We start from the raw sequence: 25,315 nt of genomic DNA on the forward strand, positions 1-25,315 counted from the left end.
GACGTTTCATCATCCAACGACCGGGTTGACCCTATGTCCGCTTTGCCCGCCGTCACCAACCTGCAAGCCTTCGAAGCCGTCGCGCGCCGACGAAGCTTTGCGCTTGCGGCGTCCGAGCTCCACCTCACCGCCTCGGCAATCAGCCATCAGGTGTCGCGGCTGGAATCGCATCTGGGCGTGAGGCTGTTCGAGCGCAGCGCGCACGGCGTGCGGCTCAGCGCAGCAGGCGACATGTACCTGTCGAAAGTGGGCGGTGCGCTGCTGGCCATTGCGTCGGCGACAGAGGACTTGCGCCAGGGCGTGAGCAACAGCCTGTACGTGCACTCCGCGCCCAGCATTGCCAGCCTCTGGTTGATGTCGCGGCTGCGCGGTTTCGCCCAGGCTTATCCGGACATCTCGCTCAACCTGTCGGCGGCGCACACCCCCAGCGATTTCGCACTCGGCCAGTCCGACGTCGACATCCGCTACGGCATACCGAACTGGCCCGACCTGGTGGTGGAGCCGCTGTTCGAGGAACGCATCGTGCCGCTCGCCAGTCCCGCGTTCATCCGGCAGCATGGCTTGAAGCGCGTCGAGCAGCTTTCCGACGTCAAGTTGATCCAGAGCAACGTCAGCGTCGTGCAGTGGTCGGACTGGTTCTCGCAATTCAGCGACAAGCGGGCGCCGGACTGGTTCGCCGTGCGCTTCGATCGGGCCCAGATGTCGCTCGATGCCGCCACGCAGGGACTCGGCGTTGCGCTGGAAAGCACGACGATTGCGGCAAGGCACATTGCCGAACGCAAGCTCAAGCCGGTGTTCGGCCTCGATCAGGCCGTCAGGATCAAGGCGCACTTCGCCGTGTATCCACCCCGGCACGCCAAACGGCCCTCCGTCGAGGCTTTTCTGGAATGGATCCACGGCGAAGCCGCAAGGACTTGAGCGCGCTCACTGCGTGGACCTTCGGGCAGACGCGCTCCAGAACCGCATTGCACAATGCTCGCTCGTTCCGATCCTGATGCATTGCCATGCGAATCCTCTTGGCCGAAGACGAAACCGGGCTCGCCACCTGGCTGACCCGCGCGCTGGAACAAAGCGACTTCCGCGTCGACTGGGTCGCCGATGGCCGCATGGTGCGCCGCGCGGTCAAGGAAACGCGCTACGACGCCTTGATCCTCGACTTGGGCTTGCCGGGGCTGGGCGGACACGAGGTGCTCGCGGACCTTCGCGCCGCCGACCAGCGCATGCCCATCCTGATCCTCACCGCACGCGATTCGTTGATGGAACGCGTGAGCAGCCTGACCGAAGGGGCCGACGACTTCCTGGCCAAGCCATTCGAACTGGCAGAGCTGGAAGCCCGGCTCATCGCGCTGATCCGGCGCTCGCGCGGCAGCGAGCATCCACGCTTCGCCTGCGGCCCCCTGAGCTACGACGCGGGCGCCAAGCAGTTCGTGCTGGGGCATGAAGCGCTGGTGTTGACGCCGCGCGAGCATGCCGTGCTGCGCACGCTCATCCAGCACAGCGGCCAGCCGATGTCCAAGCAGGAGATCCTGGAGCGCGTGTTCTCCGACGAGCAGGACGTGAGCCCCGAGGCCATCGAGGTGCTGGTGTACCGCCTGCGCAAGCGCCTGGAAGCAAGCACTGTGCGCATCACCACACTACGTGGGCTGGGCTATGTGCTCGAGTCCGGCACATGATGCTCGATGCCCTGCACCGGGCCAGCCTGCGGCGCACGCTGCTGCTGGTGCTGTTGCCCGGCATGCTGCTGCTGGTGGTGGCCGAACTCTGGCTCACGTGGCGCACCTCGCTCGATGCGGCCAATGCGGCCTACGACCGCTCGCTGCTCGGCGCCATCAAGGCCATCGACGCCAACATCTCCACCGAAAGCGGCGGACTGTCGGTCGAGTTGCCTTACCGGATGCTCGAGTTCTTCGAGCTCACGGCGAGCGGGCAGGTTTACTACCGCGTTGCCACCGACGACGCGCTGGTCGAGATCGGCAATGCGGACCTGCCTGCGCCCACGGGCCCCGTGCTGACGGGCCAGCCCCAGTTCGCGGATGCGAGCTACTTCGGCGAACCAGTGCGCGTGGGCACCTATGCGCGCATGCTCAACGACCCCATCGGTGGCAAAAAGGAGGCGCAGCGCGTGGTCATCCAGGTGGCCGAGACGCTGGGCTCGCGCAAGACTTTCACGCGCAGCCTGGTGTGGCAATCGGTGCAGCGCGACCTGTTGCTGATCCTCCTGGCCAGCGTGCTGCTGGCGGCCGCCATCGGCTGGGCCTTGAAGCCGCTGCGGCGGCTGCACGACGAAGTCCGGTCGCGCGCCCCGCAAGACCTCGCGCCGCTGGACACGGAGCGCATTCCGGCGGACGTGCGGCCGCTGGTCGATGCGATCAACCATCACGTCGTGCGCAACCGCGCGCTCACCGAGGCACGCCGCCGATTCATCGACGATGCCTCGCATCAGTTGCGCACTCCGCTGGCCACGCTGGCCACGCAAGTCGGCTACGCGCTGCGCGAGCCCGATCCACAGCGCACGCGCGACGCCCTGTCAGCCGTCAAGGCGCAGCTGGACGAAGCCGTGCGGCAGACCAACCAGATGCTGTCGCTGGCGCGCACGGATGCCGTCGATCTGGCGCTGGAGCCGGTCGACCTGGTGGCGTTGGCGCGGCAGGTCACGCGCGAGTGGTGGCCCGCTGCCCGCGAGGCCGGCATCGACCTCGGCATGGACACCGACTGCGATCAACTCGGCTTGCCGGCGCATGCAGCGCTGCTGCGCGAGGCGCTGTCGAACCTCTTGCACAACGCGATCCGTTACACACCGAGGGGTGGGGAGGTCACCGTTTGCGTACGTCGCGGCGAAGCACTCGCCATCGTCGATGTCATCGACTCCGGCCCCGGCATCCCGGCCGATGAACTGCCGCGCGCCGGCGAGCGCTTCTTCCGGGCCAGCAACATGACGCTGCCAGGCTCCGGCCTCGGGCTGGCAATCGTTCGCTCGATTGCGCAGCGGCACGGGGGAAGGCTGGAACTCGCAGCAGGGAAGGGCGGTCGCGGCCTGGTCGTTTCCATCCAACTGCCCATGGCAGGTTGATTCGGGTTTTCCCTGAGAATTTGGCGCTTTTCCTGAAAGCGGCCTGACAGCCACGTCTCGATACAGTGAGCCCACACCAAGAGACAACGCCAAGATGCGATACGCCCTTCAACACCTGCCGCTGCTGTTCGCGCTGTGCGCCGTCCACCTGACGGGCCACGCACTCGAACTCGACAAGACCCAATGCGTGGCCGGTGCGAAGCCCGGCGGCGGCTTCGACCTGACCTGCAAGCTGGCGCAGGAAGGCTTGCTGGAAGGCAAGTACATTCCCGCGCCGATGCGCATCACCTACATGCCAGGCGGCATCGGTGCGCTGGCCTACAACGCCTTCGCGACGCAGCGGCCCGACGAAGCGGGCACGGTGGTGGCCTTCTCCAGCGGCTCGCTGCTGAACATCGCGCAAGGCAAGTTCGGCCCGCACGACGAAGCCGACGTGCGCTGGGTCGCGGGCGTCGCGGCCGACTACGGCGTGGTGGTCGTGCCCGCCGCTTCGCCCTTCAAGTCGATGCAGGACCTGATGGCCGCCATCAAGGCCGACCCGTCGAAGATCGTGTTCGGCGCCGGCGGCACCGTGGGCAGTCAGGACTGGATCAAGGCGGCGATGACGGCACGCGCGGCCGGCGTGCATCACCGCAACATGCGGCTGGTCGCCTTCGAAGGCGGTGGCGAGGCGCTCACCGCCTTGCAGGGCAGTCATGTGCAGGTCTACACGGGCGATGCCTCCGAAACGGCGGCGCGCATCGCTGCCGGGGCACCGCTGCGCATGCTGGCCGTGATGTCGGAGCAGCGCCTGCCGGGCCGGCTCTCGCAAGTGCCGACGGCGCGCGAAGCGGGCTTCGACCTCGTGTGGCCGATCGTGCGCGGCTTCTACGTCGGGCCCAAGGTGAGCGATGCGGACTACAAGGCGTGGTCCGACCTGTTCGCCCGCATGCTGGCCAGCAAGGACTACGAGCGATTGCGCAACGAACGCGGCCTGTACGCCTTCGCGATGACCGGCGCCGAACTCGATGCCTACGTGAAGCGCAGCGTCAGCGGCTACCGCAAGGTGGCCGAGGAATTCGGCCTCAAGGTCGCCCCCCGATAAGGGCGGCCCCCACCCACACCACCCCTGATTGCCACTGGCAGGTGCAGCGATGCACCTGCCCGGGCGGAGCCTTGTCTTTTTCAACTTCAAAGGAGCTTTTCAATGCAACTCACCGGCATGCTGCACGGCGCCAAACTGCTCGAACACGTGGAGTTCCCCACCTCCGAAGTGCTCGGCCCCGATGCGTCCGAAGGGGAGATCAAGGACCTCATCAAGCGCCACGGACAGGTCTTCATCAAGCCGCTGTTTCGCGGTGGTGTGGGCAAGAAGGGCAAGTCGGGCCTGATCGGCAAGGCCGGCGACCTGAAGACGGCGCTGGCCGAGAAGGAGCGCCTGTACTTCGCGGAACACAAGCACGGCAACGCGGTGGCCAAGGCCAACGGCGTGACCTTCGAAGGCGGCGTGCCGGCCGAGCACGAGATCTATTTCTCCATCACCGACGACACGCGCTTTCGCGCACCGACGATCACGATCACGCACAAGGGCGGCGTCGACATCGAGGAACTCGGCAAGGACGAGATCCGCACCGTGCCATTCGATGCGCTCACGGGTCTGAAGGCCTTTGTCATCGCCAACGCGTTGACAGACATCGGCGCGCCGCGCGAAGTCATCTCGCCGCTGGTGCAGCACCTGCCCAAGCTGTGGGAGCTGATGCACCACTACGGCATGACCACGCTGGAGCTCAACCCGATTCGCATGCGTGCCGACAAGAACGGCCGCCTCACGCCGGTGGCCTGCGACTTCAAGTGCGGCTTCGACCGCGACGACCCGCGCGTGGCACGCCTGAACCTGCCCGACCATCTCTTCGCAGCCGACGTCTCCGCCTTCGAGCAGGAAGTGAACGAGCTGCGCACGCACCAGGGCCAGTCGGATGTGTTCGTCATCAACGAGAAGGGCACCATCCTCGCGCCCACCTTCGGCGGCGGTGCCAACAGCCTGGTGACCGAAGTGCTCGGCGAAGCGGCCAGCATCTCCTCGGACTTCGGTGGCAATCCGCCCTACGAAAAGATGAAGGAGGTGGCGCGCATCTGCTATCGCCACTTCCTCAAGCAGTCGAACGTGCTGTTCATCATCGGCGGCAAGTCGAACAACACCGACATCCACGAGACGCTGCGCGCCATGGGCGACGCGTTGCGCGAGCACTTCTCGCAGCACGGCGCGACACCGCTGTACGTCGTGGTCGGACGCGGCGGGCCCAACCTGGTGCGTGGCTTCGGGGCATTGGCCGAGACCTGCGATGCGCTGGGCTTGCCTTACCGCTTCTTCGGCTTCGACAGCGCGATCTCCGAGGTCGTGAACTACGCGAAGAAGGTCGACGAATGGATGCGCGCCGGCGGGCGCGCGCAGATCGCCAAACACCTCGGCGTCGCCAACGCCACCACCCACTGAGCCAGGGGAACGGACACCATGCAAACCCAAACCAGCACCGCATCGCCGTACTACCTCGGCGTCCAGTCGCTCGCCGACCTCGCCACGCGCGGCGACCGTGTCTGCGTGCTCAACATCCTTGGCGGCGAGTCGCGACAGGTGACGCCCACCAGCCATGCGTTCTCGGGCGGCAACGTCGTCTTCGGCACCTCGCCGGGGCGCAGCGGCCAGTCGTTGAAGACGGCCATCGGCGACATCCCCGTGTTCAACAACGTACGCGAAGGGCTGGACGCAGGCCACAACTTCAACACCGGCGTGGTCTACCTGCCGCCTTCGGGCGTGCGCGACGGCGTGGCCGAACTCATCCGCGTGAACCCGGAGCTGAAGAAGATCGTCATCATCACCGAGAAGATTTCCGTGCACGATGCGCGCGAGATCCGCGCCATGGCGCAGCAGCGCGGCGTGGACATCATCGGCGGCAATTGCCTTGGCGTGGCCGACTCGTGGAGCCGCACGCGCATCGGCGGTGCGCTCGGCGGCGATCATCCGGACGAAACCTTGCTGCAAGGCACCGTGGCCATCTTCTCGAACTCAGGCGGCTTTACCAGCACGATCGCGCAATACCTCTCCACCGAAGGCTGGGGCACGACCACGCTGGTCTCCTCGGGCAAGGATGTCTACATCCACTACGCCGCACGCGATTTCGCGCAGGGCTTTCGCAATGACGGACGCTCGCGTGCCGCGGTGCTCTATGCGGAGCCGGGTGGCTACTACGAGCACGAGCTCGATTTCGGCAAGCCGGTGGTTGCGTGTGTGGTCGGGCGCTGGAAGTCCAAGCTCAGCCGTGCCGTGGGCCACGCCGGTGCCATGGCCGGATCGGGCGACCGCGCGGAAGACAAGGAACGCTGGTTCATGGATGCCTTCGGCGTCGATGGCCTCTACACGCCGGACAACCCGATCGTCTCGCGCAAGGGCGCGGTGGTGACCAACATCGCGCACATCCCCGCCGCGCTGACCGCCGTGATGAAGCTCAACGGCGCACAGCCCGACTTCGCGCCGCGCGGCAGCCTGGTGCTCAAGCCGTGGATGGCCAACGACCAAGGGCTCGACCTGCCGGCATCGCTGGCGCTGGCGCCCGTCGCGGCGCCTGAACCCTACGCCGTGCAGATTGCCGAACTGGGCGCGCAAGTGGGCGCGGTGATCGCGCGCCAGAACATGAAGGACCGCTCGGGCGCGTCGGTGATGGATGCGAAAACGCAAGTGACCTCGGTGCATGGCAAGTCGGTGCTGGAGCTCGCACTGGAACCGCTGCAGGCCAACTTTGCGTTGCCGCTGGTGCACGAGGTTGCGGGTCCGAACGATCGGGCGCTGCTCGACATCGCTGTTGCCGCCGAAGTCAATCTGGTGGGCGATCCGATCCTGGTGGCAGCCGACGCGGCGCGCGATGCCGGCAACTCGCCCAACACCGTGATGGCCGCGGCGGTGGCCATCGTCGGGCCACGGCGCGTGGAACGCGCACTCGCATGCAGCCGCGCGCTGATCGACCTCTTCGCAGGCTCGGGCCTGAAGGACGCGCAAGACGAAGGCTTTGACTTCCGGCGCCTGAAGGTCGAGCCTTCAGTGCGCGAACTCTTCCTGGCCACGGCCGAAGAGATGGACGACCCGCGTCCTGATGCGATGCTGCAAGCCGTACGCCGGCGGGGTGCGAAGTCCGTCTTCCTGCGCTTCGTGGAGGCGCTGGACGGACGGCCCTCGCGCGATGCCCTGCTGGCTGCCATCGCCACGACCATCGCCTGGGGCCCCTTGGTGCGCAAGCGCATCAGTCGCCTCACGGCCGAAAGCCTGCCGTGGTACTTGCGCCTGTACGGCGTGATGGTCGGCGCATCGATTCCGGGCGCGAAGCACCAGTCAGGGTCGCTGTGCGGCATCTCCCGCGAAGAGCGCTTCGGCCACTGGACCATGGCCGACTTGTGCTACCTCGCCATCACCGGCAAGAAGCCCACCGAAGACGAATCGCGGCCACTGCAGATGTTGATCGGCCTGCTGATCTCCAACGGCCCGGGTTCCATTTCAGCGCAAGGCGCCAAGGGAGCCGTGGCGGCCGATGGCCCGCAGACGCCGGGCCGCGTTCAGATCAACAAGGCGATGGCCGGCTTCCTCACGCACACGGGCTACAGCCATGGCGGCAACGGCTTCGAAGGCATGGCCTTCCTGCTCGAGCAGTTCAAGTCGAGCGGTCTGGTCGATCCGACCGACGCCTCGCACGGCATCGACCTGAAGGCGATGGCGGCTGCATTTGCCAAGGCCTACAAGGCCGACAAGCGCTCCGCGAAGGAACTGGGCAACGAGATGCGCGCCTTGCCGGGCGTGCACCACCCGGTGTTCAAGGGCAAGCCGGTCAACCACGATCCGCGCGAGCGCTTCATCGCGAACTACATGGCACAGCGCGGCGACTACAACATCTTCCACGCGTACTACGTCGAACTGGTGCAGGCGCTCTATGCCAGCGGTGCCACGCCCTATGTCTTTTGCGTGAACGTGGATGCGGTCATCGCGGCGCTCTTGCTGTCGCTGCTGTGGAAAGACTACCAGTCCGGCGCGCTGACCGAGCGCGACCTGGAAACCGCGGCCTTCACCGTCTTCCTGTACGGCCGAATGATCGGCGCCGCCGCCGAGATCGACGACCACCTGAACCGTGGCCGGAACATGGACACGCGCACGCCCGAGGCGTCGTGTTCCTTCGTGATGTGACCGATTCCTGATTTTCTGGAGACCTCGATGAACACCCCTTCCATCACCTCGCCGCAGCCGGCCGAAAAGTCGGCGCTCGAAAAAGCCACCATGAAGCAGGTCGCCTGGCGCACCTTGCCCTTCCTGATGCTGTGCTACTTCATCGCCTACGTGGACCGCGTGAACGCCGGCTTCGCCGCCTTGCAGATGAACCATGACCTGGGCCTGTCGCAAGCCATGTTCGGGCTGGGCGGAAGCCTCTTCTTCATCGCGTACATCCTCTTCGAGATCCCCAGCAACCTCGCGCTGCAAAAGCTCGGTGCGCGCCTGTGGATCGCGCGGATCATGGTGACGTGGGGCGTGGTCGGTGCGCTGGCGGCGTTTGCCGTCGGGCCCTACAGCTACTACCTCGGGCGCTTCCTGCTTGGCGCGGCCGAGGCGGGCTTCTTCCCCGGCGTCATCCTGTACCTGACCTACTGGTTTCCCAGGGAATACCGCGGCCGCATCGTCGCGACCTTCATGGTGGCGATCCCCATCTCCAGCCTGCTGGGCTCGCCGATCTCGGCCGCGCTGCTGGGGACCGATGGCTGGCTCGGCCTGCGCGGCTGGCAATGGTTGTTCATCCTCGAAGCGATTCCCGCGGTGGTGCTCGGCGTGATGGTGTTCTTTATCCTGCCCAATCGCCCGGACAACGCGAAGTGGCTCAAGCCCGAGCAACGCGACTGGCTCAACGAAAGACTGGCGTCCGAAGCGCAACAGGCCAAGCCGGTCGCGCACATGTCGGTCATGCAGATCCTGAAGAACAAGTATGTGCTGGCGCTGGCCATCGTCTATGCCGGCAGCTCGGCCACGAGCAATGCGCTCTCGCTGTGGCAGCCGCAGATCCTGAAGTCGCTTGGCCTCACCACGATGGAGACAGGCCTCATGAACGGGATTCCCTTTGCCGTCGCATCCGTCGTCATGGTGCTTTGGGGCCGACGCGCCGACAAGTCGGGCGAGCGCATCTGGAGCACGGCCTTGCCGCTGGCGCTGACCTCCACCTGCCTTCTTGCGACCCAGCTCACCGCAGGATCGCTCGCCGCCACGATGCTGCTGCTGACCTTCATCCTCGTCGGCACGTATTCGATCAAGGGGCCGTTCTGGGCGCTGTCGACCGAGTGGCTCTCGGCCAGTTCAGCAGCAGCGGGTATCGCGGCCATCAACACGCTGGCGCACATCGGCACTTCGGGCGCAACATGGATGCTCGGGGCCATCAAGGACGCGACCGGAAGCTACCCATTGGCACTGTTGCCGCTGGCCGTGCTGACAGCCATGGGCGCGGTGATCGTCGTCTGGATGGGGCGCAGCCAGGCGCGTGATGCAGCGGCCTTGGCCATTGCACTGCCGTCCGTCGTTGTGCCGACCCGTATTGCCTGAGATCAACCAAGGAGAAACACAATGAACACTTTTCGCCTGACCCGCCGCAGCGCCCTGTGCCTGGGCGCCGCACTCCCTGCCGCATCCATGCTGCCGCTCATCGCAAGGGCCCAGGGCACCTGGCCGAGCCGATCCGTCCGCCTCGTCGTGCCTTTTGCACCGGGCGGCAGCTCCGAGATCGTGGCGCGTGCCACGGCAGCCGAGCTGACCAAGCTGCTCGGCCAGAGCGTCTACGTCGACAACAAGCCAGGTGGTGCAGGCAACGTGGCGATGGTCGAAGTGTCTCGCGCCGAAGACCAGCACACGCTCGTGCTCGGGCACATCGGCACGATTGCGGTCAACCCCTTCATCTTTGCCAAGCTGCCTTATGACCCGGACAAGGCGTTCAGGCCGATCTCGCTGCTTTCGAAGGTGCCGAGCCTGTACGTTGTGCGCCCGGACCTGCCGGCCAAAAACCTCAAGGAGTTCATTGCACTGGCCAAGTCCAAGCCGGGCGCGATGAACTACGGCTCCGCGGGCAACGGCAGCGCAGGACACCTCGCATTTGAATACCTCAAGATGGTGAGCGACACCGACATCCTTCACGTGGCCTACCGCGGCACCGGACCGCAACTCACCGACCTGATGGGCGGTCGCGTGGATGCGGCCGCAGTCGGCGCACCGGCGGTGATGGCGTTCATCAAGGCCGGCAAGCTGCGTTGCATTGCCACTGGCACGAGCCAGCGGCTCGCGCAACTGCCTGACGTGCCGACCGTGGCCGAGCAGGGCTACCCCGGCTTCGAGATGACGCAGTGGTATGGGCTGCTGGCGCCGGCTTCGCTGCCGCAGGCGCATGCCGACAAGCTCTCGGCGGCCGCGGCGCGTGCCGTCAAGGAGCCGGCGGCGCTGGCGCTCTTCGAGTCCGAGGCGGCGATTCCGGTGGGCAGCACGGCGGCCGAGTTCCAGAAGTTCATCGACGCTGAAAAGCAGCGCTGGAAGCCGGTGATTGCGCGGGCGAAGATCAAGCCTGACTGAGAGGGGATGCTGGGGTCCCTTTCGGAAGTGCAACTTCCGAAGTCGGCGCTCAACCAAAAGCGCTGACGTCTTACGCCGGGACGCGGCTTGGTGCCACAAACTGGCGGGCCAGCGTTCTCGCTTCAAGAACGCTGGTTTGGCAATCCTTCAATTTTCAAGGAGGCGCTGCGTCCCTAGCATTGACTCCAGCGGGCCCGTGAGCTCGATGAGTCAACGTGCTCGAGCACCCCAAGAGACAAATGCCGAATCTCCCAACTGTCGCCATTGATTCTTCCATGCAGCCATGCGGGAGCATCTGGTCCGACCAGAACATTCTCACCCATACTGCGCCAATTGCGAGACTGTCCCCGTCTCCGGCAGCCTGGTGAAGCACCCCCATTTCGAGACCGAACCAAGGACGTACCATGAAAGCTGCCGAGTTGTTTGTCAAATGCCTGGAGAACGAGAACGTCGAATACATCTTCGGCATACCAGGCGAAGAGAACATCGATGTGATGGACGCGCTGCTGGACAGCCCCATCCAATTCGTGACCACTCACCATGAGCAAGGCGCCGCCTTCATGGCCGATGTGTACGGACGCCTCACCGGGCGCGCCGGCGTTTGCATGTCCACCCTCGGCCCCGGCGCCACCAACCTCATCACCGGGGTGGCGGATGCCAACATGGACCGCGCGCCCATCGTGGCCATTGCAGGGCAGGGCGCGACGACGCGGCTGCACAAGGAAAGCCACCAGATTCTTGACTTGGTGAGCATGTTCCAGCCCATCACCAAGTATTCGACGCAGATCCTGGAGCCGGGCATCGTGCCGGAGATCGTGCGCAAGGCGTTCAAGGTGGCGCAGACCGAAAAGCCCGGCGCGACCTTCATCGACTTTCCCGAAAACGTCGCCGAGATGAAGGTCGACAAGCAGCCGATCAAGGTGCAGACGGCCTACACCTCAGAAGCGCCCGCGCACAAGATCGAGGAAGCCGCCAAGCTCATCAACGCCGCCAAGGCACCGGTGATCCTGGCCGGCAATGGCGTGATACGCCAAGGTGCGGCCGATGCGCTGACGACTTTCGCCGAAGTGCTGCGCATTCCCGTGGCCAACACCTTCATGGCAAAGGGCGTCGTGCCCTTCACCAACGAACTCTCGCTCGGCACCATCGGCATGAAGGCGCGCGACCTGCAATGGTTCGCCTTCGAGAATGCAGACGTCATCATCTGCGTGGGCTACGACATGGTCGAGTACCACCCCGACATGTGGAATCCGAACGGCGACAAGATCATCATCCACATCGATGCCTTGCCGGCGGAAGTGGACGAGCACTACATCGTTTCCGTGGGCGTGCTCGGCGACCTGACGAATTCATTGGGCGCGCTTGCGTCAAAGGCCAAGCCGCAGACCGCCTCGCCGTTCAAGGCGATCCGCAAGGCCGTGGTGGCCGACCGCGCCGAATATTCGGAAGACACTGCCTTTCCGATCAAGCCGCAAAAGATCGTGTGGGACCTGCGCGAGGTGCTGGGCCCGGACGACATCGCCATCTCCGACGTGGGCGCGCACAAGATGTGGATGTCCCGCATGTACCGGGCCGAGCGTCCCAACACCTGCATCATCTCCAACGGCTTTGCAGCCATGGGCATTGCGGTGCCCGGCGCCATTGCCGCCAAGCTTGCCTACCCGGAGCGCAAGGTCGTCGCGGTGACGGGCGACGCCGGCTTCATGATGAATTCGCAGGAAATCGAAACGGCGCTGCGCATGAAGACGCCCTTCGTCATCCTGATCTGGAACGACTCGGAATACGGGCTCATCACCTGGCATCAGTTGCGCCACTTCGGCCGGCCCAGCCACATCGCGTTCAAGAACCCCGACTTCGTGAAGTACGCCGAGAGCTTTGGCGCCAAGGGCTACCGTGTCGAACGCGCGGAAGACCTGGTGCCGACGCTGAAGCAGGCGATTGCGGACGACACCGTCGTGATCATCGATTGTCCTGTGGACTATGCGGAGAACATGAAGCTCACCGCCAAGCTCAAGGAAATGAAGTCTCCCCTTTGATCACCGGAGTGCGTTCACATGAAGAAAATCAGAGCCGCCGTACTTGAAAAGATGGGCGTGGCGCCCCCCTATGCCGATTCGAAGCCGCTCACGATCATGACCGTGGACCTGGCGTCGCCGGGCCCCGGTGAAGTGATGATCAAGGTCGTGGCTGCCGGGCTGTGCCACTCCGACCTGTCGGTGATCAATGGCGACCGTCCGCGTCCGATGCCGATGGCGCTGGGGCATGAAGCCGCCGGCATCGTCGAGGAAGTGGGCGAGGGCGTGACGGACCTTTCCGTCGGCGACCACGTCGTCGTCGTGTTCGTGCCAAGTTGCGGCCACTGCGCGCCTTGCGCGGAAGGGCGGCCTGCGTTGTGCGAACCGGGGGCAGCGGCCAACGGCGCGGGCACTTTGCTGTCAGGGGCGCGGCGACTGAGCCGTGGCAACGAGCCGCTGAACCATCAACTCGGCTGCTCGGTGTTCGCGGAGTACGCCACGGTGTCGCGGCACTCGCTTGTCAAGATCGATCCCAGCGTGCCTCTTCATGAAGCGGCGTTGTTCGGCTGCGCGGTGCTCACCGGCGTGGGCGCAGTGGTCAACACGGCCAAGGTGCAGGTCGGTGCTTCGGTGGCGGTCATTGGTCTGGGAGGCGTGGGCCTGGCCGCACTCATTGGCGCGCATGCGGCCGGTGCGCGGCAGATCATCGCCATCGACCTGGCGGACGACAAGCTGGAGCAGGCGCGCATGCTCGGTGCGACGCACACCGTCAACGCCGGGCAAAGCGATGCGCTGGAGCAGATCCGCGCGCTGAGTTCAGGTGGCGTCGAGTTCGCCTTCGAGTTCGCCGGTTCGGTGCGCGCACTGGAACTGGCCTACAAGATCACGCGTCGTGGCGGCATGACCGTGACGGCGGGCCTTCCACCGGCCGCCGCGCTGTTCCCCTTGCCTGCAGTGAACCTGGTAGCCGAGGAGCGCACCCTCAAGGGCAGCTACATCGGGACCTGCGTGCCGTCGCGCGACATTCCGCGCTACATCTCGCTCTACCAGCAGGGCCGCCTGCCGGTAGACAAGCTGCTCACAGGGCGCCTGAAGCTCGACGACATCAACCACGGCTTCGACCTGCTGCACGAGGGTAAGGCGATCCGGCAAGTGGTGGAGTTCCAATGAGCGAGCCGACCGATGCCACGACGTCGTGGATGAACCCCTGGGCGGCCAGCGTGCCGCCCTTCATGAAGGCGATGTTTCCTGCGACGCAGGATGCGCTCTCAAACGAGGACGGAAAGTCGCCCGTCGAGGAACAGTTCGCGGCGCTGCATGCCACGTGGAAGGAATCCATCCAGAAATGGGCCGCGCTGGCCAAGGAGGGCACGCGCCCCGATGCCTTGACGCCCGAAGCCTTGCTTTCGCTCTTTTCGCCGGCGCGCTGGAGCGGCCCCGGCTCGGACGCCTTCGATTCCGGCCTGCGCGACGTGCTGGAAGGGCCGAAGTACGCCACCTTGTGGAACATGGACCGGGAACTGCTGCAACTACAGCAGCGCGCGACCGAGCGCGACAAGCAGGTGCGGGTCTACCAGGCCATCGTGCAGAAGGCGTGGAACAAGGCATTCGAGCGATTCACCGCATCTTTCGCGGGGAAGGGTGAGGTCCCGTCAACCTGGCGCGGCCTGACCGATCGTTGGCTGGCCATCGCCAACGAAACGCTGATCGAAGCGCACCGCTCGGACGAGTTCGTGCAAGCGCAGAGCCGCATGCTGCGCGCTGCGTCGGACTACCGCCTGCAGGAGCGTCACCTCGCCGAAGCCTGGTGCGCTGCGAGCCACATCCCGACGCGCACCGAAATGGATGAGATGCAGCGCGTGGTCACCCAGCTTCGACGCGAGCAGCGACTGCAACGACGCCAGTTGGCCGCTTCGGCGACGTCGACGCTCGCAGCGAAGCCTCAAGCGCCCGCCACGAAGCGCGCAACGCTTTCTGCGAAGGCGCCAACGCTTGCCGCGAAGTCTCCGACACCGCGCACCGTGGGCAAACCTGCGCCGAAACGCCGCACTGCCGCCGTCAAGAAGACGCGCCGCACAGCCAAAGCCTGAAGGGCCACGTCATGACAGCCCTCAAGAAATCCCCCGCTGCCGCAGCGCTCGCCGAGTTCAGCGACTTCACACTGAAGATGGCGCGCGGCCAGATGCTGCTCGGCAAGATCAAGGACGAACACGTCGAGATCGCCACGGCTGACAAGGAAGTGGTCTTTCGCGAAGACAAGACCACGCTCTACCGCTACAAGCCCACCGCCAAGCACACGCTGGGCGTTCCCGTGCTCGTCGCCTACGGCCAGGTCGGCCGCTACACGATGACGGACCTGCAGGAAGACCGCTCGATGCTGCGCAACCTGCTGTCCTTGGGCGTCGATGTCTACGCCGTCGACTGGGGCAGCCCCACCCGCAGCGACCGATGGCTCACTTTTGAAGACTACGTCGACGTCTACCTGAACGACTGCATCGAGTTCATCTGCCGCGAGCACGAGATCCCGGCGATCAACCTGCTGGGCATCTGCGAAGGCGGCATCTTCTCGCTGTGCTACGCGGCCTTGTACCCCGAGCGCATCAAGAATCTGATCCTCACGATCACGCCTGTCGACTTCCATCAAGACCAGGCTGAGGGCCGACTCAACCACGGACTGATGAACCTGTGGACCCGCGGCATGAGCGCGGAAGACGTTGATCGCCTGATCGAGGCCAACGGCAACCTGCCCGGTGAATTGATGAGCTACGTTTTCGCGCAGATGACGCCCGGCGCGACCCTCTCAAAATACAACGTGGGCCTGCTCGACACCTTCGACGACGAGAAGAAGTTGCTCAACTTCCTGCGCATGGAAAAGTGGCTGGCCGACCGGCCGCACCATCCGGGCGAGGCGGCGAAACAGTTGCTCGTGAACCTCTACAAGAACAACGAGCTCATCCACGGCGAGTTCGAACTGGGCGGGCGCAAGGTTGATCTGGCGGACATCCGCATGCCGGTCCTCAACGTGTTCGCCAAGGACGATCACATCATCCCGCCGAAGACAACGCAGGCGCTACGCGGTGCCGTCGGTAGCAAGGACTATTCGGAGATCGGCCTGGACGGCGGCCATGTGGGCGTGTTCGTCAGCGGCAAGTCGCAAGGGGTGCTGGGCAAGGGCATCTTCGATTGGCTGAAGAAGCGCGATCGGTAGCCCGTGGCACGTCGAGGCAATGGGATGCAACCCCGGCTCAAGGAAGTCCCGGTGGTGGGGCGCGGCGGCTTTCGGAGCCTTGGGTATGCGGAGTGGGGGCCTGAACGCGCGGAGCGCACCATCGTTTGCGTGCACGGCGTGTCGCGCACGGGGCGGGACTTCGATGTGCTGGCGGCTTCGCTGGCAGCCGAAGGAGCCCGCGTCGTGGCGCCCGACCTGCCGGGCCGCGGCCGCAGCGAATGGCTCGCGTCGCCGGCGCACTACACCGACCGCGCGTATATGCGGGCCCTGTCCACGCTGATCGCCCGGCTGGACGTCGAAGAAGTGGATTGGGTCGGCACGTCGCTGGGTGGCCATATCGGGATGCTGATGGCGGCCGAGCGCGGCACGCCCGTCAGGCGCTTGGTGCTCAACGACTTCGGCGCGCGCATCTCCGCGTCGGCGCTGCGGCGCATCGGCGGCTACCTGGGCAAGCAGTGGCGCTTTCAATCCATCGATGAGCTGGAAACCCATCTGCGCGAGATTCACGCGCCTTTTGGCGAACTGACCGACGCGCAGTGGCGACATCTTGCGCAGCACAGCGCCACGCCGGACCCTTCTGGCGGTTTCAGATTTCATTTCGATCCGGCCATCGGCATGCGCTTTGCCATTCCGATCTACCTCGACGTGGTGCTGTGGCAGCTCTGGGACAAGATCGACATGCCCGTGCTCATCCTGCGCGGCGAGAACTCCGACCTGCTGACCGAGGCGACGACCCGCGACATGCTCAGGCGCGGTGCGGCCGCCAAGGCGGGCAAGGTCACGCTGGCCGAGGTTCCCGGATGCGGCCACGCGCCGGCCCTGATGGACGATGCGCAGATCGCGCTCATCAAGAGCTTTCTCTTTCCCCTCGAGGTAGACGCCCGTGTCGCAGGCGCACGCGTCCGGTCCGCCTATCCCACTGCAGCGAGCGCACGATGAAAAAAGACAAGATCGTCTCGGCTGATGCCGCGATTGCGTTGATACGCGACGGCGATGCGGTCAGCTGCTCGGGCTTCGTGGGCATCGGCACACCTGAAGCGCTGATCGAGGCGCTGGAGAAGCGCTTTGTCGAAACGCAGGGCCCCCGCGACCTCACGCTGATCTTTGCAGCGGCACCGGGCGACGCCAAGGAGCGCGGGCTCAACCGGCTGGCGCATGCGGGTCTGGTCAAGCGAGCCATTGGCGGCCACTGGTCGCTCGTGCCCAAGCTCGCAAAGCTGGCCACGGACAACCTCATCGAGGCCTACAACCTGCCGCTGGGCGTCGTCTCGCACTTGTACCGCGACGTGGCGGCGCACCGCGCGGGCAGCCTGAGCAAGGTCGGCATGGGCACCTTCGTCGACCCGCGCAACGGCGGCGGCAAGATCAACGCGCGCACCACTGAGGACCTGGTTCGCGTGATGGACATCGACGGCGAGGAGTGGCTGTTCTACAAGACCTTCCCCGTGAACGTAGCGCTCATCCGCGGCACCACCGCCGATGCGTCCGGCAACGTCACGATGGAACGCGAGGCGCTGGTGCTGGACGCGCAGGCGGCCGCGATGGCTGCGCGCAACGCCAACGGCCTGGTCATCGCGCAGGTGGAACGCATCGCCGCCACGGGCTCGCTGGATGCGCGCAGCGTGGTGGTGCCCGGCGTGCTGGTCGATTGCGTCGTGCTGGCGCCTGCGTCATCGCACCTGCAGACCTACGGCACCGACTACAACGCCGCCTTCTCCGGCGAGATCCGCGTGCCGACGGACAAGATCGAACCGCCGCCACTGGACGAGCGAAAGCTCATTGCGCGGCGTTGCGCCTTCGAATTGCCGCTGGGCGGCGTCATCAATCTGGGCATCGGCGTGCCGGAGGTGGTGGCCGCCGTTGCCGCCGAAGAGCGCGTGCTGGACGACCTGACGCTCACGGCCGAGCCCGGCGTGATCGGCGGCATGCCGCAGGGTGGACTGGACTTCGGCGCGGCGGTCAACGTGCAGGCGCTGCTGCACCAGAACCAGCAGTTCGATTTCTATGACGGCGGCGGGCTCGACCTCGCATGCCTGGGCATGGCGGAGATCGACCGCGTCGGCAACGTCAACGTGAGCCGCTTCGGGCCGCGGCTGGCGGGCGCGGGTGGTTTCATCAACATCAGCCAGAACGCGCGCCGCCTGATCTTCGCGGGCACGTTCACCGCGGGCGGGCTGGAGGTGTCGGTGGAAGATGGCAAGGTGCGCATCCATGCCGAAGGCAAGGTGCGCAAGTTTGTCGATGCGGTCGAGCAGATCACCTTCAGCGGCGCGCAGGGGGCGGCCAAGGGCCAGTCGGTGCTCTACGTGACGGAGCGTTGCGTGTTCAGGCTGCAACCGGAAGGCCTGCAACTGATCGAGGTGGCGCCGGGCATTGACGTGGAGCGCGACATCCTCGCGCACATGGCGTTCCGTCCGGTGATCGGCACCGTGGCCACCATGGACGCACGCATCTACCGCACCCGCTCGATGGGGCTGGCTGCGGTGCTGCAAGACCTCCAGCTTTCCGACCGCCTCACCTACGACGCCGGGCGCAACACGCTCTTCGTCAACTTCGAGGGCATGGTGATCCGCAGCATGGAGGACATCGAGAGCGTGCGCCGGGTGTTCGAGGCGCTGTGCAGCCAGTTCGACCGCAAGGTGAACGTGATCGTCAACTACGACGGCTTCAAGCTCGACGACATGGTGAGCGAGGCCTACGAGGAGATGGTGGCCGCGCTGCGGGCGAAGTACTACAGCACGGGCCGGCGCTACAGCACCAGCGCATTCATGCGCGCGAAGCTCGGCCCGCGCCTGGAAGCGCGCAATGTCTCGGCGCGCATCATCGAGTCGCATGCGGAGGCGCGGGATTTTTTGAGCCAGAGGAAGGACACTGTCAGCCTGGCCAACTGAACCGGGTGGGGACACCATGCGCTATGACCTGACGAGCCTGGAGATCTTCGTCGCCGTTGCGGAGGCGGCCAACCTGACGCGTGCCGCCGAGCAGCAGCACCTGGCGGTCTCGGCCATCAGCAAGCGCATCACCGAACTTGAAGAACTGGCCGGGGCGTCGCTGCTGCAGCGCCATGCGCGCGGCGTCAGCCTCACGCCGGCAGGGCAGTCGATGCTCCACTACGCGCGGCAGGTGCTTCAGTTGATGCACCGCATGCGCGGGGAACTGAGCGAATACGCGGGCGGACTCAAGGGCGTGATCCGCCTGCATGCGAGCACGTCGGCGCTCGTGGAGTTCTTGCCGCGCGAGCTGCAGTCCTTCCTGGTGCGCTATCCGATGATCCGCCTGCAGGTGGAAGAGCGCACCGGCGCCGCCATCGTTCGCGCGGTGGTCGAGGGGGCGGCCGACATCGGCATCCTGGGCGATCACACGCCCTTGAAAGGGCTGGCATCGGTGCCCTATCACAGCGACAAGCTTGCCTTGGGCGTGCCTCGCGGACATGCGCTCGCGCGGCGAAAGACGATGCACTTTGCCGAAGCGCTCGACTTCGATTTCGTCGGGCCGCATGCCGAGAGTTCTCTGTGGTCGATCATGACGCAGGCGGCACAAAGCTCCGGCAAGACCATCGAGCCGCGCATCCAGGTCAGCAGCTTCGAATGCATGTGCATGCTGGTCGAAGCGGGCCTGGGAATCGCCTTGCTGCCTGAGCCCGTCCTCGCGGCGCATGAAGAGCTGGGCCGCTTGAGCGTTGTCCGCCTGAAAGACGGGTGGGCGCACCGCCAGATCGTCATCGTCGTGCGGGACCTGGACAGCATGCCGTTCACGACGCGCGCCATGATCGAGCACCTGCGCGAGCCTGTTCCAGCGAATTGAAACGACTCATGTCCGGAGCGGGATCACGCCGACGGTGTACTCCCCTCCGCGAATGTCCCCCGCCGCCAGCCTGCGGCTGCCCGCCCCTCCTTGATTTCGCTGCGGGGAGCACACCTCCGACCTGATCCGGACGCGCAATGGTTGATCCGCTTGCACAACGCGGCGTGTCCCGTGCCGAGGGCACTGGGTGTCCCCCGCAGCGAAATCAAGGAGGAGCCGAAGGCGGGGGACATTCGCGGAGGGGGATACCCAGTGCCCTCGGCACACCCCCACAGTTGGAGCTTCATGCGCGGAGGAGGACGCCCAGCGTTCTCGATCGGAGAACGCTCGCTTGGCAATCATTCAATTTTCAAAGTGCGTTGGGTTCCATAGCATTGGATCCACGGGAAAGACAAGTCCTCCAGGCGTCAAACAAGACGGCGCGAGGACCCCATCGTCAACACTTTCAAGGTCACAAGCCATGCATGCCTATGTCGGAAGTCGCACCACACGTGAACGCAATGCGCGTGGCGATGGCATCAGTGTTTTCAAGATCGACGAATCTTCCGGCGCACTGGAGCTGGTGCAACTCGTCAAGGACCTGGTCAACCCTTCCTTCCTGGCCTTGAGCCGCAACGGTGAGTTTCTCTACACCGTGCATGGCGACGAAGCGGAAGTGAGCGCGTTCAAGGTCGACAAGGCGAGCGGCCAACTCCGCTTCCTGAACACGCAGGGCACGCAGGGCAAGAACCCCGTCCATCTGGCGCTCGACCCGACGGGCCGCTTCCTGGTGGTGACGAACCACATCGGTTCAAGCCTTGCCGTGCTTCCGGTCGCCGACGACGGAAGCCTTGCACCGCTGACACAACTGGTGCCCCTGAGCGGAACCATCGGGCCGCACCGCATCGAGCAGAAGCAGGCGAAGCCGCACTTCAACCCCTTCGATCCCTCGGGCCGCTTCGTGGTCGTGCCGGACAAGGGCCTGGACCGGGTGTTCAGCTTCCGCTTCGAAGGCGGCGTGCTGTTGCCAGCGCCTGCGGCAGACGTGGCAACGCGCGAGGGATCGGGTCCGCGCCACCTTGCATTCCACCCGCAAAAGCCCTTTGCCTACGTCATCAACGAACTGGATTCGACGGTCACGACCTATCGCTTCGATGCGGGCACGGGAAAGCTGGAGCCCCTGCAGATTCTCTCGGCGCTGCCCGCAACGTTCACAGGCAACAGCCGTGCCGCAGGCATCGCGATCGACCCGACAGGCCGCACGCTCTACGCGTCGAACCGGGGCCATGACAGCATCGCGGTGTTCCACATCGATCCCGCGAGCGGGCTGCCCGAATTTGCCGGGGCCGACCTCACCGGTGGCCGCACGCCGCGCTTCTTCACGCTGTCACCCGACGGCCGCGTGATGTATGCGCTGAACGAGGAAAGCCATTCGATCGTGATCCTTTCCGTCGATGCCTCCACCGGCCGCCTGAATGCCACAGGCCAGTCGGTGCAATGCGGCAGCCCGGTGTGCATGGTGTTCTCTACCTGACGCCTGCAAGAAGCCAACGCGCGCCGAGCCTCGGGCGCAACCCATTACCAAAACCTGCCGGCACTGACCGGCTCACGGAGACAAGCATGCAACCCATCGACGCGAAGGGCGAGAAGGCCATCGTCCGCAAGATCACGTGGCGGATCATTCCTTTCGTTTTCCTGCTCTACATCATCTCGTACCTGGACCGCGCCAACATCGGCTATGCGGCCCTGCAGATGAACGCCGAACTCTCGTTGACCAGCGAGGCTTTCGGCTTCATCTCGGGCATCTTCTTCATCGGCTACTTTCTCTTCGAGGTGCCGAGCAACGTGATGCTGAACAAGTACGGGGCGCGTGTGTGGATTGCACGCATCCTCGTCTCCTGGGGCGTGTTGGCGACGCTGTCGGCCTTCGTGCAGAACGCCACGCAGCTCTACATCCTGCGCTTCCTGTTGGGCGTGGCGGAAGCGGGCTTCTTTCCCGGCATCATCGTCTACCTCACCTACTGGTTTCGCTCGAAGGAACTGGCCACGACGGTGGCGCTGTTCACCGCGGCCATTCCGGTGTCCTACATCATCGGCGCGCCGATGAGCACCTGGATCATGGACAACATCCACTGGCTCGACTGGAGCGGCTGGCGCTGGATGTTGTTCCTCGAAGGCATCCCGGCCGTCATCTTCGGCGTGGTGTGCTTCTTCAGACTCACCGACAAGCCACAGGACGCGCGCTTCCTGACGCAGGGCGAGAAGGACTGGCTCATCGCCGAGCTCGAACGCGATCGCAAGGCACGCAAGAACGTCAAGCACCTGGGCGTGTTCGAGGCCATCAAGAACAAGAAGGTGCTCTACCTGTCGTTCATCTACTTCGTGTACCAGTGCGGCAGCCTGGGGGTCGGCTACTGGATGCCGCAGATCATCAAGGGATTGTCGGGCTCGCTCACGCACACGCAGATCGGCCTCATCGCCATGTTGCCCTACATCCTTGCAACGGCCGTGATGGTGTTGTGGTCCCGCAGTTCGGACCGGCGCGATGAACGCAAGCTGCATTCGGCGATTCCGCTGGGCGTCGCGGCGGTGGCCCTGATGGCGGCCGGCTTCACGCACAACATGGTGGTCGCGGTGGGGCTGATCAGCATCGCGCTGTCGGGGCTCTACGCCTTCAAGTCACCGTTCTGGGCATTGCCGACACTGTTCCTGTCGCGCTCGACGGCCGCGGTGTCCATTGCGGTGATCAACTCGATCGGCAATCTGGGCGGCTTCGTGGGCCCCTACATGATCGGCGTCGTCAAGGGCACGTCGAGCAGCGCCACCGGCGCGCTCGCCTTCCTCAGCGCCTTGCTGGTGATCGCCTTTTTCATGACCCTGTTCATGCGCGTCCAGTATGAGCAGCCGGACCTCGCCCGGCCGGTCGCGGCTTGAGCCCAACACTTTTGATCATGAACAACACACAAGACTTTCCGGTCGGGCTCATCGACATCGGCGGGACCACTGCCGCGCTGGTCGACATGCCGGCGCTGTTCGGCAGCGAACTCCAGCGCCTTCCGGTCGTGCTGCGCCTGCTGCTGGAGAACGTGGTCCGCAACATGCGAGGCGCCGAGCGCAGCGCAGCGGTCGCGGCCATCTTCCAGTGGCTTCAAACAGGGTCGAGCGATGCCGAGATCGCCTTCCAGCCCGGCCGCGTGCTGATGCACGACACCACCAGCACGCCCGCGCTCGTGGACATCGCCGCGATGCGCAATGCGCTCGAAGAAGCCGGTGTCGATCCGTCCGTGCTCAACCCCGGTCTGCCGGTGGAGGTGTCGGTGGACCATTCGCTGGCGGTCGAGGTTTTTGCGCGTCCCGACGCGCCTGCGCTGAACCTTGAACACGAAATCCGCCGCAACCAGGAACGCTATCGCTTCCTGCGCTGGGCATCGAAGTCGCTGCGCGGCGTGAACGTGAATCCGCCCGGGACCGGCATCATGCACACCATCAACCTGGAGCAGCTGGCGACCATCGTCACCACGCAGGAGCGCGATGGCATGTTGTGGGCGGTGCCCGACATGATGATCGGCACCGACAGCCACACGCCGATGATCAACGGCATCGGCGTGCTCGGTTGGGGCGTGGGCGGACTGGAGGCGCAGACCGTGATGTTCGGCATGCCGACCATGCTGCGCGTGCCGGACGTCATCGGCGTGCGGCTCAAGGGGACATTGAAGCCCGGCTCGCTGGCAACCGACCTGGCCTTGACGGTGACGCAGCGCCTGCGTGCCATCGGCGTGTCGGGCGAGTTCGTCGAATTTTTCGGCCCGGGCGTTTCCACGCTGAGCGCGGGTGAGCGCGCGGTCGTTGCAAACATGGCGCCCGAGTACGGCGCGACGACCGGCTACTTTCCGATCGATCAGCACACGCTCGACTACATGGCGTCGACTGGCCGCAGCGTCAAGGCGCGCGAACTGGTGAAGGCGTATGCGCGCCGCGTCGGCATCTGGTTCGACCCCGATGCGCAGCCGCGCTACACGCGCACCATCGACATCGACCTGTCGGCTGTCGGAATGCACATCGCCGGGCCCAAGCGTCCGCAAGACTTGCTGGATTACTCGCAGGCGCGCAGCACGCTCGAAGCGCTCGACTTCACGCCCACGCTGGCTGACCGGGAGATGCCGCGCCATCCGGTGGCCATCGCCGCGATCACCAGTTGCACCAACACATCCGATCCTTCCTTGCTCATCGCGGCGGGTCTTGTTGCACGCAAGGCCCGGCGACTCGGCCTCAAGGTGCCGCACTGGGTCAAGACCTCGCTGGGTCCGGGCTCGCCGGCCGCCGCGGGCTATCTCGACCGCGCGGGCCTGACCGATGACCTGTCAGCGGTCGGCTTCGACATCGTGGGCTACGGATGCACCACCTGCATCGGCAACCCCGGCCCCTTGCCGGAGGTCATTCGCCAAGCCCTGGCTGCCGGCAGCATCCACCCGGTGGCTGCGCTCTCCGGCAACCGCAACTTTCCGGGACGGGTGCATCCGGATCTGGACCTGGGCTTCCTGATGTCGCCACCGCTGGTGATCGCCTTCGCGCTGGCCGGCGACGCCGAACGCGACTTGAGCCGCGAGCCGGTCCAGACCACGCAGGACGGACGTGAGGTGTTCCTGCGCGACCTGTGGCCAACGCGCGAAGAAGTCGCGGCACATCTTGCCTTGGGTGCGGACCCGGCGGATTTCGCACGCGCATTCAAGATCGCCACCCGCAACCCGGCCTGGCATGCGCTCGAAGCGCCCGACACGCCGCTCTTTCCGTGGGACCCGAAATCGACGGCCTTGCGTCGTCCCCCGTTCGCGTCGGTCACCGAAGGCAGCCTGCTGGGCCGCTACAGCGCGTATCCCCTGCTGGTCGTTGGCGACGACATCACGACGGACCACATCTCACCGGCCAGCGCCATTCCGCCCGACAGCCTGGTCGCGGACTTCCTGGTGGCGCGCGGCGACGACCGCCTCGACCTGAACGTCTTCGCTTCGCGGCGCGGCAACTGGGAAGTGATGATGCGGGCGGCCTTTCACAGCAAGACGCTGGTCAACCTGCTCCAGCCCGGCATGCCGGTGGCGCACACGCTGCATGTGCCCAGCGGCGACGTGCAGCCGATCTGGGACGTCGCGCAGCGCTACCGCGATGCCGGCGAATCGGTGGTGCTGGTGGCCGGCGAGCGCTACGGCACCGGATCGTCACGCGACTGGGCGGCGAAAGGGCAGCGCCTGCTGGGCATTCGCGCCGTTCTGGCGGTGAGCTTCGAGCGCATCCACCGCTCGAACCTGATCGGCATGGGAATTCTTCCGTTGCGCTTGCCCGAAGGCGTGAATCCGCAAACGCTGGCACTGAAGCCGGGAGACCGGATCGAGATCGACGCCGATCCGAAGCGCATCGCGCCGCTCTGCGAGATCGGTGTCTGCGTCATTCGGGCCAATGGCGAGGTCGAATCCATGCGCGCCATCGCCGCCATCGAAACCCAACTGGAGACGGATCTGCTTCGCGACGGCGGCGTGATCCCTTCCATCCTTAAAAAGACCATCGAAGCGCAGACGGGCAGCACGCCGCGCGTGCCGGTGACCGCTTGACGA

18 protein-coding genes are annotated in these 25,315 nt (G+C 65.4%); all 18 read left to right on the forward strand.

The window, feature by feature from the left end:
- Positions 1 to 33 precede the first annotated feature (33 nt).
- Positions 34 to 918: a LysR substrate-binding domain-containing protein gene (locus QTI66_RS07485; protein WP_286558572.1), complete on the forward strand. Its 885-nt coding sequence runs from the start codon at positions 34 to 36 to the stop codon at positions 916 to 918.
- A gap of 86 nt (positions 919 to 1,004) precedes the next feature.
- Positions 1,005 to 1,673, forward strand: coding sequence for a response regulator (locus QTI66_RS07490; protein WP_286558573.1), 669 nt, complete (start codon positions 1,005 to 1,007; stop codon positions 1,671 to 1,673).
- Complete coding sequence (locus QTI66_RS07495) at positions 1,670 to 3,070, forward strand: sensor histidine kinase (protein ID WP_286558574.1); 1,401 nt, start codon at positions 1,670 to 1,672, stop codon at positions 3,068 to 3,070. Before QTI66_RS07490 ends, QTI66_RS07495 begins: the two co-directional genes overlap by 4 nt.
- Before the next feature lie 94 nt (positions 3,071 to 3,164).
- Positions 3,165 to 4,154 (forward strand): Bug family tripartite tricarboxylate transporter substrate binding protein, encoded by a 990-nt coding sequence (locus tag QTI66_RS07500; RefSeq protein WP_286558575.1) that lies wholly within the window; start codon positions 3,165 to 3,167, stop codon positions 4,152 to 4,154.
- A 102-nt stretch (positions 4,155 to 4,256) separates the two neighbouring features.
- Positions 4,257 to 5,543 (forward strand): ATP citrate lyase citrate-binding domain-containing protein, encoded by a 1,287-nt coding sequence (locus QTI66_RS07505; RefSeq protein ID WP_286558577.1) that lies wholly within the window; start codon positions 4,257 to 4,259, stop codon positions 5,541 to 5,543.
- Between the two features lie 18 nt (positions 5,544 to 5,561).
- Positions 5,562 to 8,273, forward strand: coding sequence for a CoA-binding protein (locus QTI66_RS07510; protein ID WP_286558578.1), 2,712 nt, complete (start codon positions 5,562 to 5,564; stop codon positions 8,271 to 8,273).
- A 27-nt stretch (positions 8,274 to 8,300) separates the two neighbouring features.
- Positions 8,301 to 9,668, forward strand: coding sequence for an MFS transporter (locus QTI66_RS07515; protein WP_286558579.1), 1,368 nt, complete (start codon positions 8,301 to 8,303; stop codon positions 9,666 to 9,668).
- A gap of 21 nt (positions 9,669 to 9,689) precedes the next feature.
- Positions 9,690 to 10,682 (forward strand): Bug family tripartite tricarboxylate transporter substrate binding protein, encoded by a 993-nt coding sequence (locus tag QTI66_RS07520; protein WP_286558581.1) that lies wholly within the window; start codon positions 9,690 to 9,692, stop codon positions 10,680 to 10,682.
- Positions 10,683 to 11,086: 404 nt separating this feature from the next.
- Positions 11,087 to 12,718: an acetolactate synthase large subunit gene (locus tag QTI66_RS07525; RefSeq protein WP_286558582.1), complete on the forward strand. Its 1,632-nt coding sequence runs from the start codon at positions 11,087 to 11,089 to the stop codon at positions 12,716 to 12,718.
- 18 nt (positions 12,719 to 12,736) lie between these two features.
- Positions 12,737 to 13,867 (forward strand): zinc-dependent alcohol dehydrogenase family protein, encoded by a 1,131-nt coding sequence (locus QTI66_RS07530; protein ID WP_286558583.1) that lies wholly within the window; start codon positions 12,737 to 12,739, stop codon positions 13,865 to 13,867.
- Entirely contained in the window at positions 13,864 to 14,787 is a 924-nt protein-coding gene (locus QTI66_RS07535; protein ID WP_286558585.1) for a poly(R)-hydroxyalkanoic acid synthase subunit PhaE, read from the forward strand. The genes QTI66_RS07530 and QTI66_RS07535 overlap by 4 nt, the downstream gene beginning before the upstream one ends.
- Before the next feature lie 11 nt (positions 14,788 to 14,798).
- Entirely contained in the window at positions 14,799 to 15,905 is a 1,107-nt protein-coding gene (gene phaC, locus QTI66_RS07540) for a class III poly(R)-hydroxyalkanoic acid synthase subunit PhaC (RefSeq protein WP_286558587.1), read from the forward strand.
- Positions 15,906 to 15,929: 24 nt separating this feature from the next.
- On the forward strand, positions 15,930 to 16,865 hold the full coding sequence (locus QTI66_RS07545; protein WP_286558588.1) for an alpha/beta fold hydrolase: 936 nt from the start codon (positions 15,930 to 15,932) through the stop codon (positions 16,863 to 16,865).
- Positions 16,862 to 18,817: an acyl CoA:acetate/3-ketoacid CoA transferase gene (locus tag QTI66_RS07550; RefSeq protein WP_286558589.1), complete on the forward strand. Its 1,956-nt coding sequence runs from the start codon at positions 16,862 to 16,864 to the stop codon at positions 18,815 to 18,817. The genes QTI66_RS07545 and QTI66_RS07550 overlap by 4 nt, the downstream gene beginning before the upstream one ends.
- A 16-nt stretch (positions 18,818 to 18,833) precedes the next feature.
- Positions 18,834 to 19,730, forward strand: coding sequence for a LysR family transcriptional regulator (locus QTI66_RS07555; RefSeq protein WP_286558591.1), 897 nt, complete (start codon positions 18,834 to 18,836; stop codon positions 19,728 to 19,730).
- 460 nt (positions 19,731 to 20,190) lie between these two features.
- Positions 20,191 to 21,243, forward strand: coding sequence for a lactonase family protein (locus tag QTI66_RS07560; RefSeq protein ID WP_286558593.1), 1,053 nt, complete (start codon positions 20,191 to 20,193; stop codon positions 21,241 to 21,243).
- Positions 21,244 to 21,329: 86 nt separating this feature from the next.
- Complete coding sequence (locus QTI66_RS07565) at positions 21,330 to 22,643, forward strand: MFS transporter (RefSeq protein WP_286558594.1); 1,314 nt, start codon at positions 21,330 to 21,332, stop codon at positions 22,641 to 22,643.
- 17 nt (positions 22,644 to 22,660) lie between these two features.
- Positions 22,661 to 25,312 carry an aconitate hydratase AcnA gene (acnA, locus tag QTI66_RS07570; protein WP_286558595.1) on the forward strand — a complete coding sequence of 884 codons (2,652 nt, stop codon included), beginning with the start codon at positions 22,661 to 22,663 and terminating at the stop codon, positions 25,310 to 25,312.
- Positions 25,313 to 25,315: the final 3 nt, after the last annotated feature.

The organism is Variovorax brevis (assembly GCF_030317105.1).
Taxonomy (GTDB): Bacteria; Pseudomonadota; Gammaproteobacteria; order Burkholderiales; family Burkholderiaceae_C; genus Variovorax; species Variovorax brevis.

Excerpts from the sequence above, each read along its gene's own strand:
- QTI66_RS07555 (WP_286558591.1), top strand. The coding sequence starts at position 18,834 with ATGCGCTATGACCTGACGAGCCTGGAGATCTTCGTCGCCGTTGCGGAG.
- QTI66_RS07490 (WP_286558573.1), top strand. The coding sequence starts at position 1,005 with ATGCGAATCCTCTTGGCCGAAGACGAAACCGGGCTCGCCACCTGGCTG.
- QTI66_RS07505 (WP_286558577.1), top strand. The coding sequence starts at position 4,257 with ATGCAACTCACCGGCATGCTGCACGGCGCCAAACTGCTCGAACACGTG.
- QTI66_RS07515 (WP_286558579.1), top strand. The coding sequence starts at position 8,301 with ATGAACACCCCTTCCATCACCTCGCCGCAGCCGGCCGAAAAGTCGGCG.
- phaC (WP_286558587.1), top strand. The coding sequence starts at position 14,799 with ATGACAGCCCTCAAGAAATCCCCCGCTGCCGCAGCGCTCGCCGAGTTC.
- QTI66_RS07500 (WP_286558575.1), top strand. The coding sequence starts at position 3,165 with ATGCGATACGCCCTTCAACACCTGCCGCTGCTGTTCGCGCTGTGCGCC.
- QTI66_RS07530 (WP_286558583.1), top strand. The coding sequence starts at position 12,737 with ATGAAGAAAATCAGAGCCGCCGTACTTGAAAAGATGGGCGTGGCGCCC.
- QTI66_RS07565 (WP_286558594.1), top strand. The coding sequence starts at position 21,330 with ATGCAACCCATCGACGCGAAGGGCGAGAAGGCCATCGTCCGCAAGATC.
- QTI66_RS07545 (WP_286558588.1), top strand. The coding sequence starts at position 15,930 with ATGCAACCCCGGCTCAAGGAAGTCCCGGTGGTGGGGCGCGGCGGCTTT.
- QTI66_RS07510 (WP_286558578.1), top strand. The coding sequence starts at position 5,562 with ATGCAAACCCAAACCAGCACCGCATCGCCGTACTACCTCGGCGTCCAG.
- QTI66_RS07495 (WP_286558574.1), top strand. The coding sequence starts at position 1,670 with ATGATGCTCGATGCCCTGCACCGGGCCAGCCTGCGGCGCACGCTGCTG.
- QTI66_RS07520 (WP_286558581.1), top strand. The coding sequence starts at position 9,690 with ATGAACACTTTTCGCCTGACCCGCCGCAGCGCCCTGTGCCTGGGCGCC.
- acnA (WP_286558595.1), top strand. The coding sequence starts at position 22,661 with ATGAACAACACACAAGACTTTCCGGTCGGGCTCATCGACATCGGCGGG.
- QTI66_RS07535 (WP_286558585.1), top strand. The coding sequence starts at position 13,864 with ATGAGCGAGCCGACCGATGCCACGACGTCGTGGATGAACCCCTGGGCG.
- QTI66_RS07550 (WP_286558589.1), top strand. The coding sequence starts at position 16,862 with ATGAAAAAAGACAAGATCGTCTCGGCTGATGCCGCGATTGCGTTGATA.
- QTI66_RS07525 (WP_286558582.1), top strand. The coding sequence starts at position 11,087 with ATGAAAGCTGCCGAGTTGTTTGTCAAATGCCTGGAGAACGAGAACGTC.
- QTI66_RS07560 (WP_286558593.1), top strand. The coding sequence starts at position 20,191 with ATGCATGCCTATGTCGGAAGTCGCACCACACGTGAACGCAATGCGCGT.
- QTI66_RS07485 (WP_286558572.1), top strand. The coding sequence starts at position 34 with ATGTCCGCTTTGCCCGCCGTCACCAACCTGCAAGCCTTCGAAGCCGTC.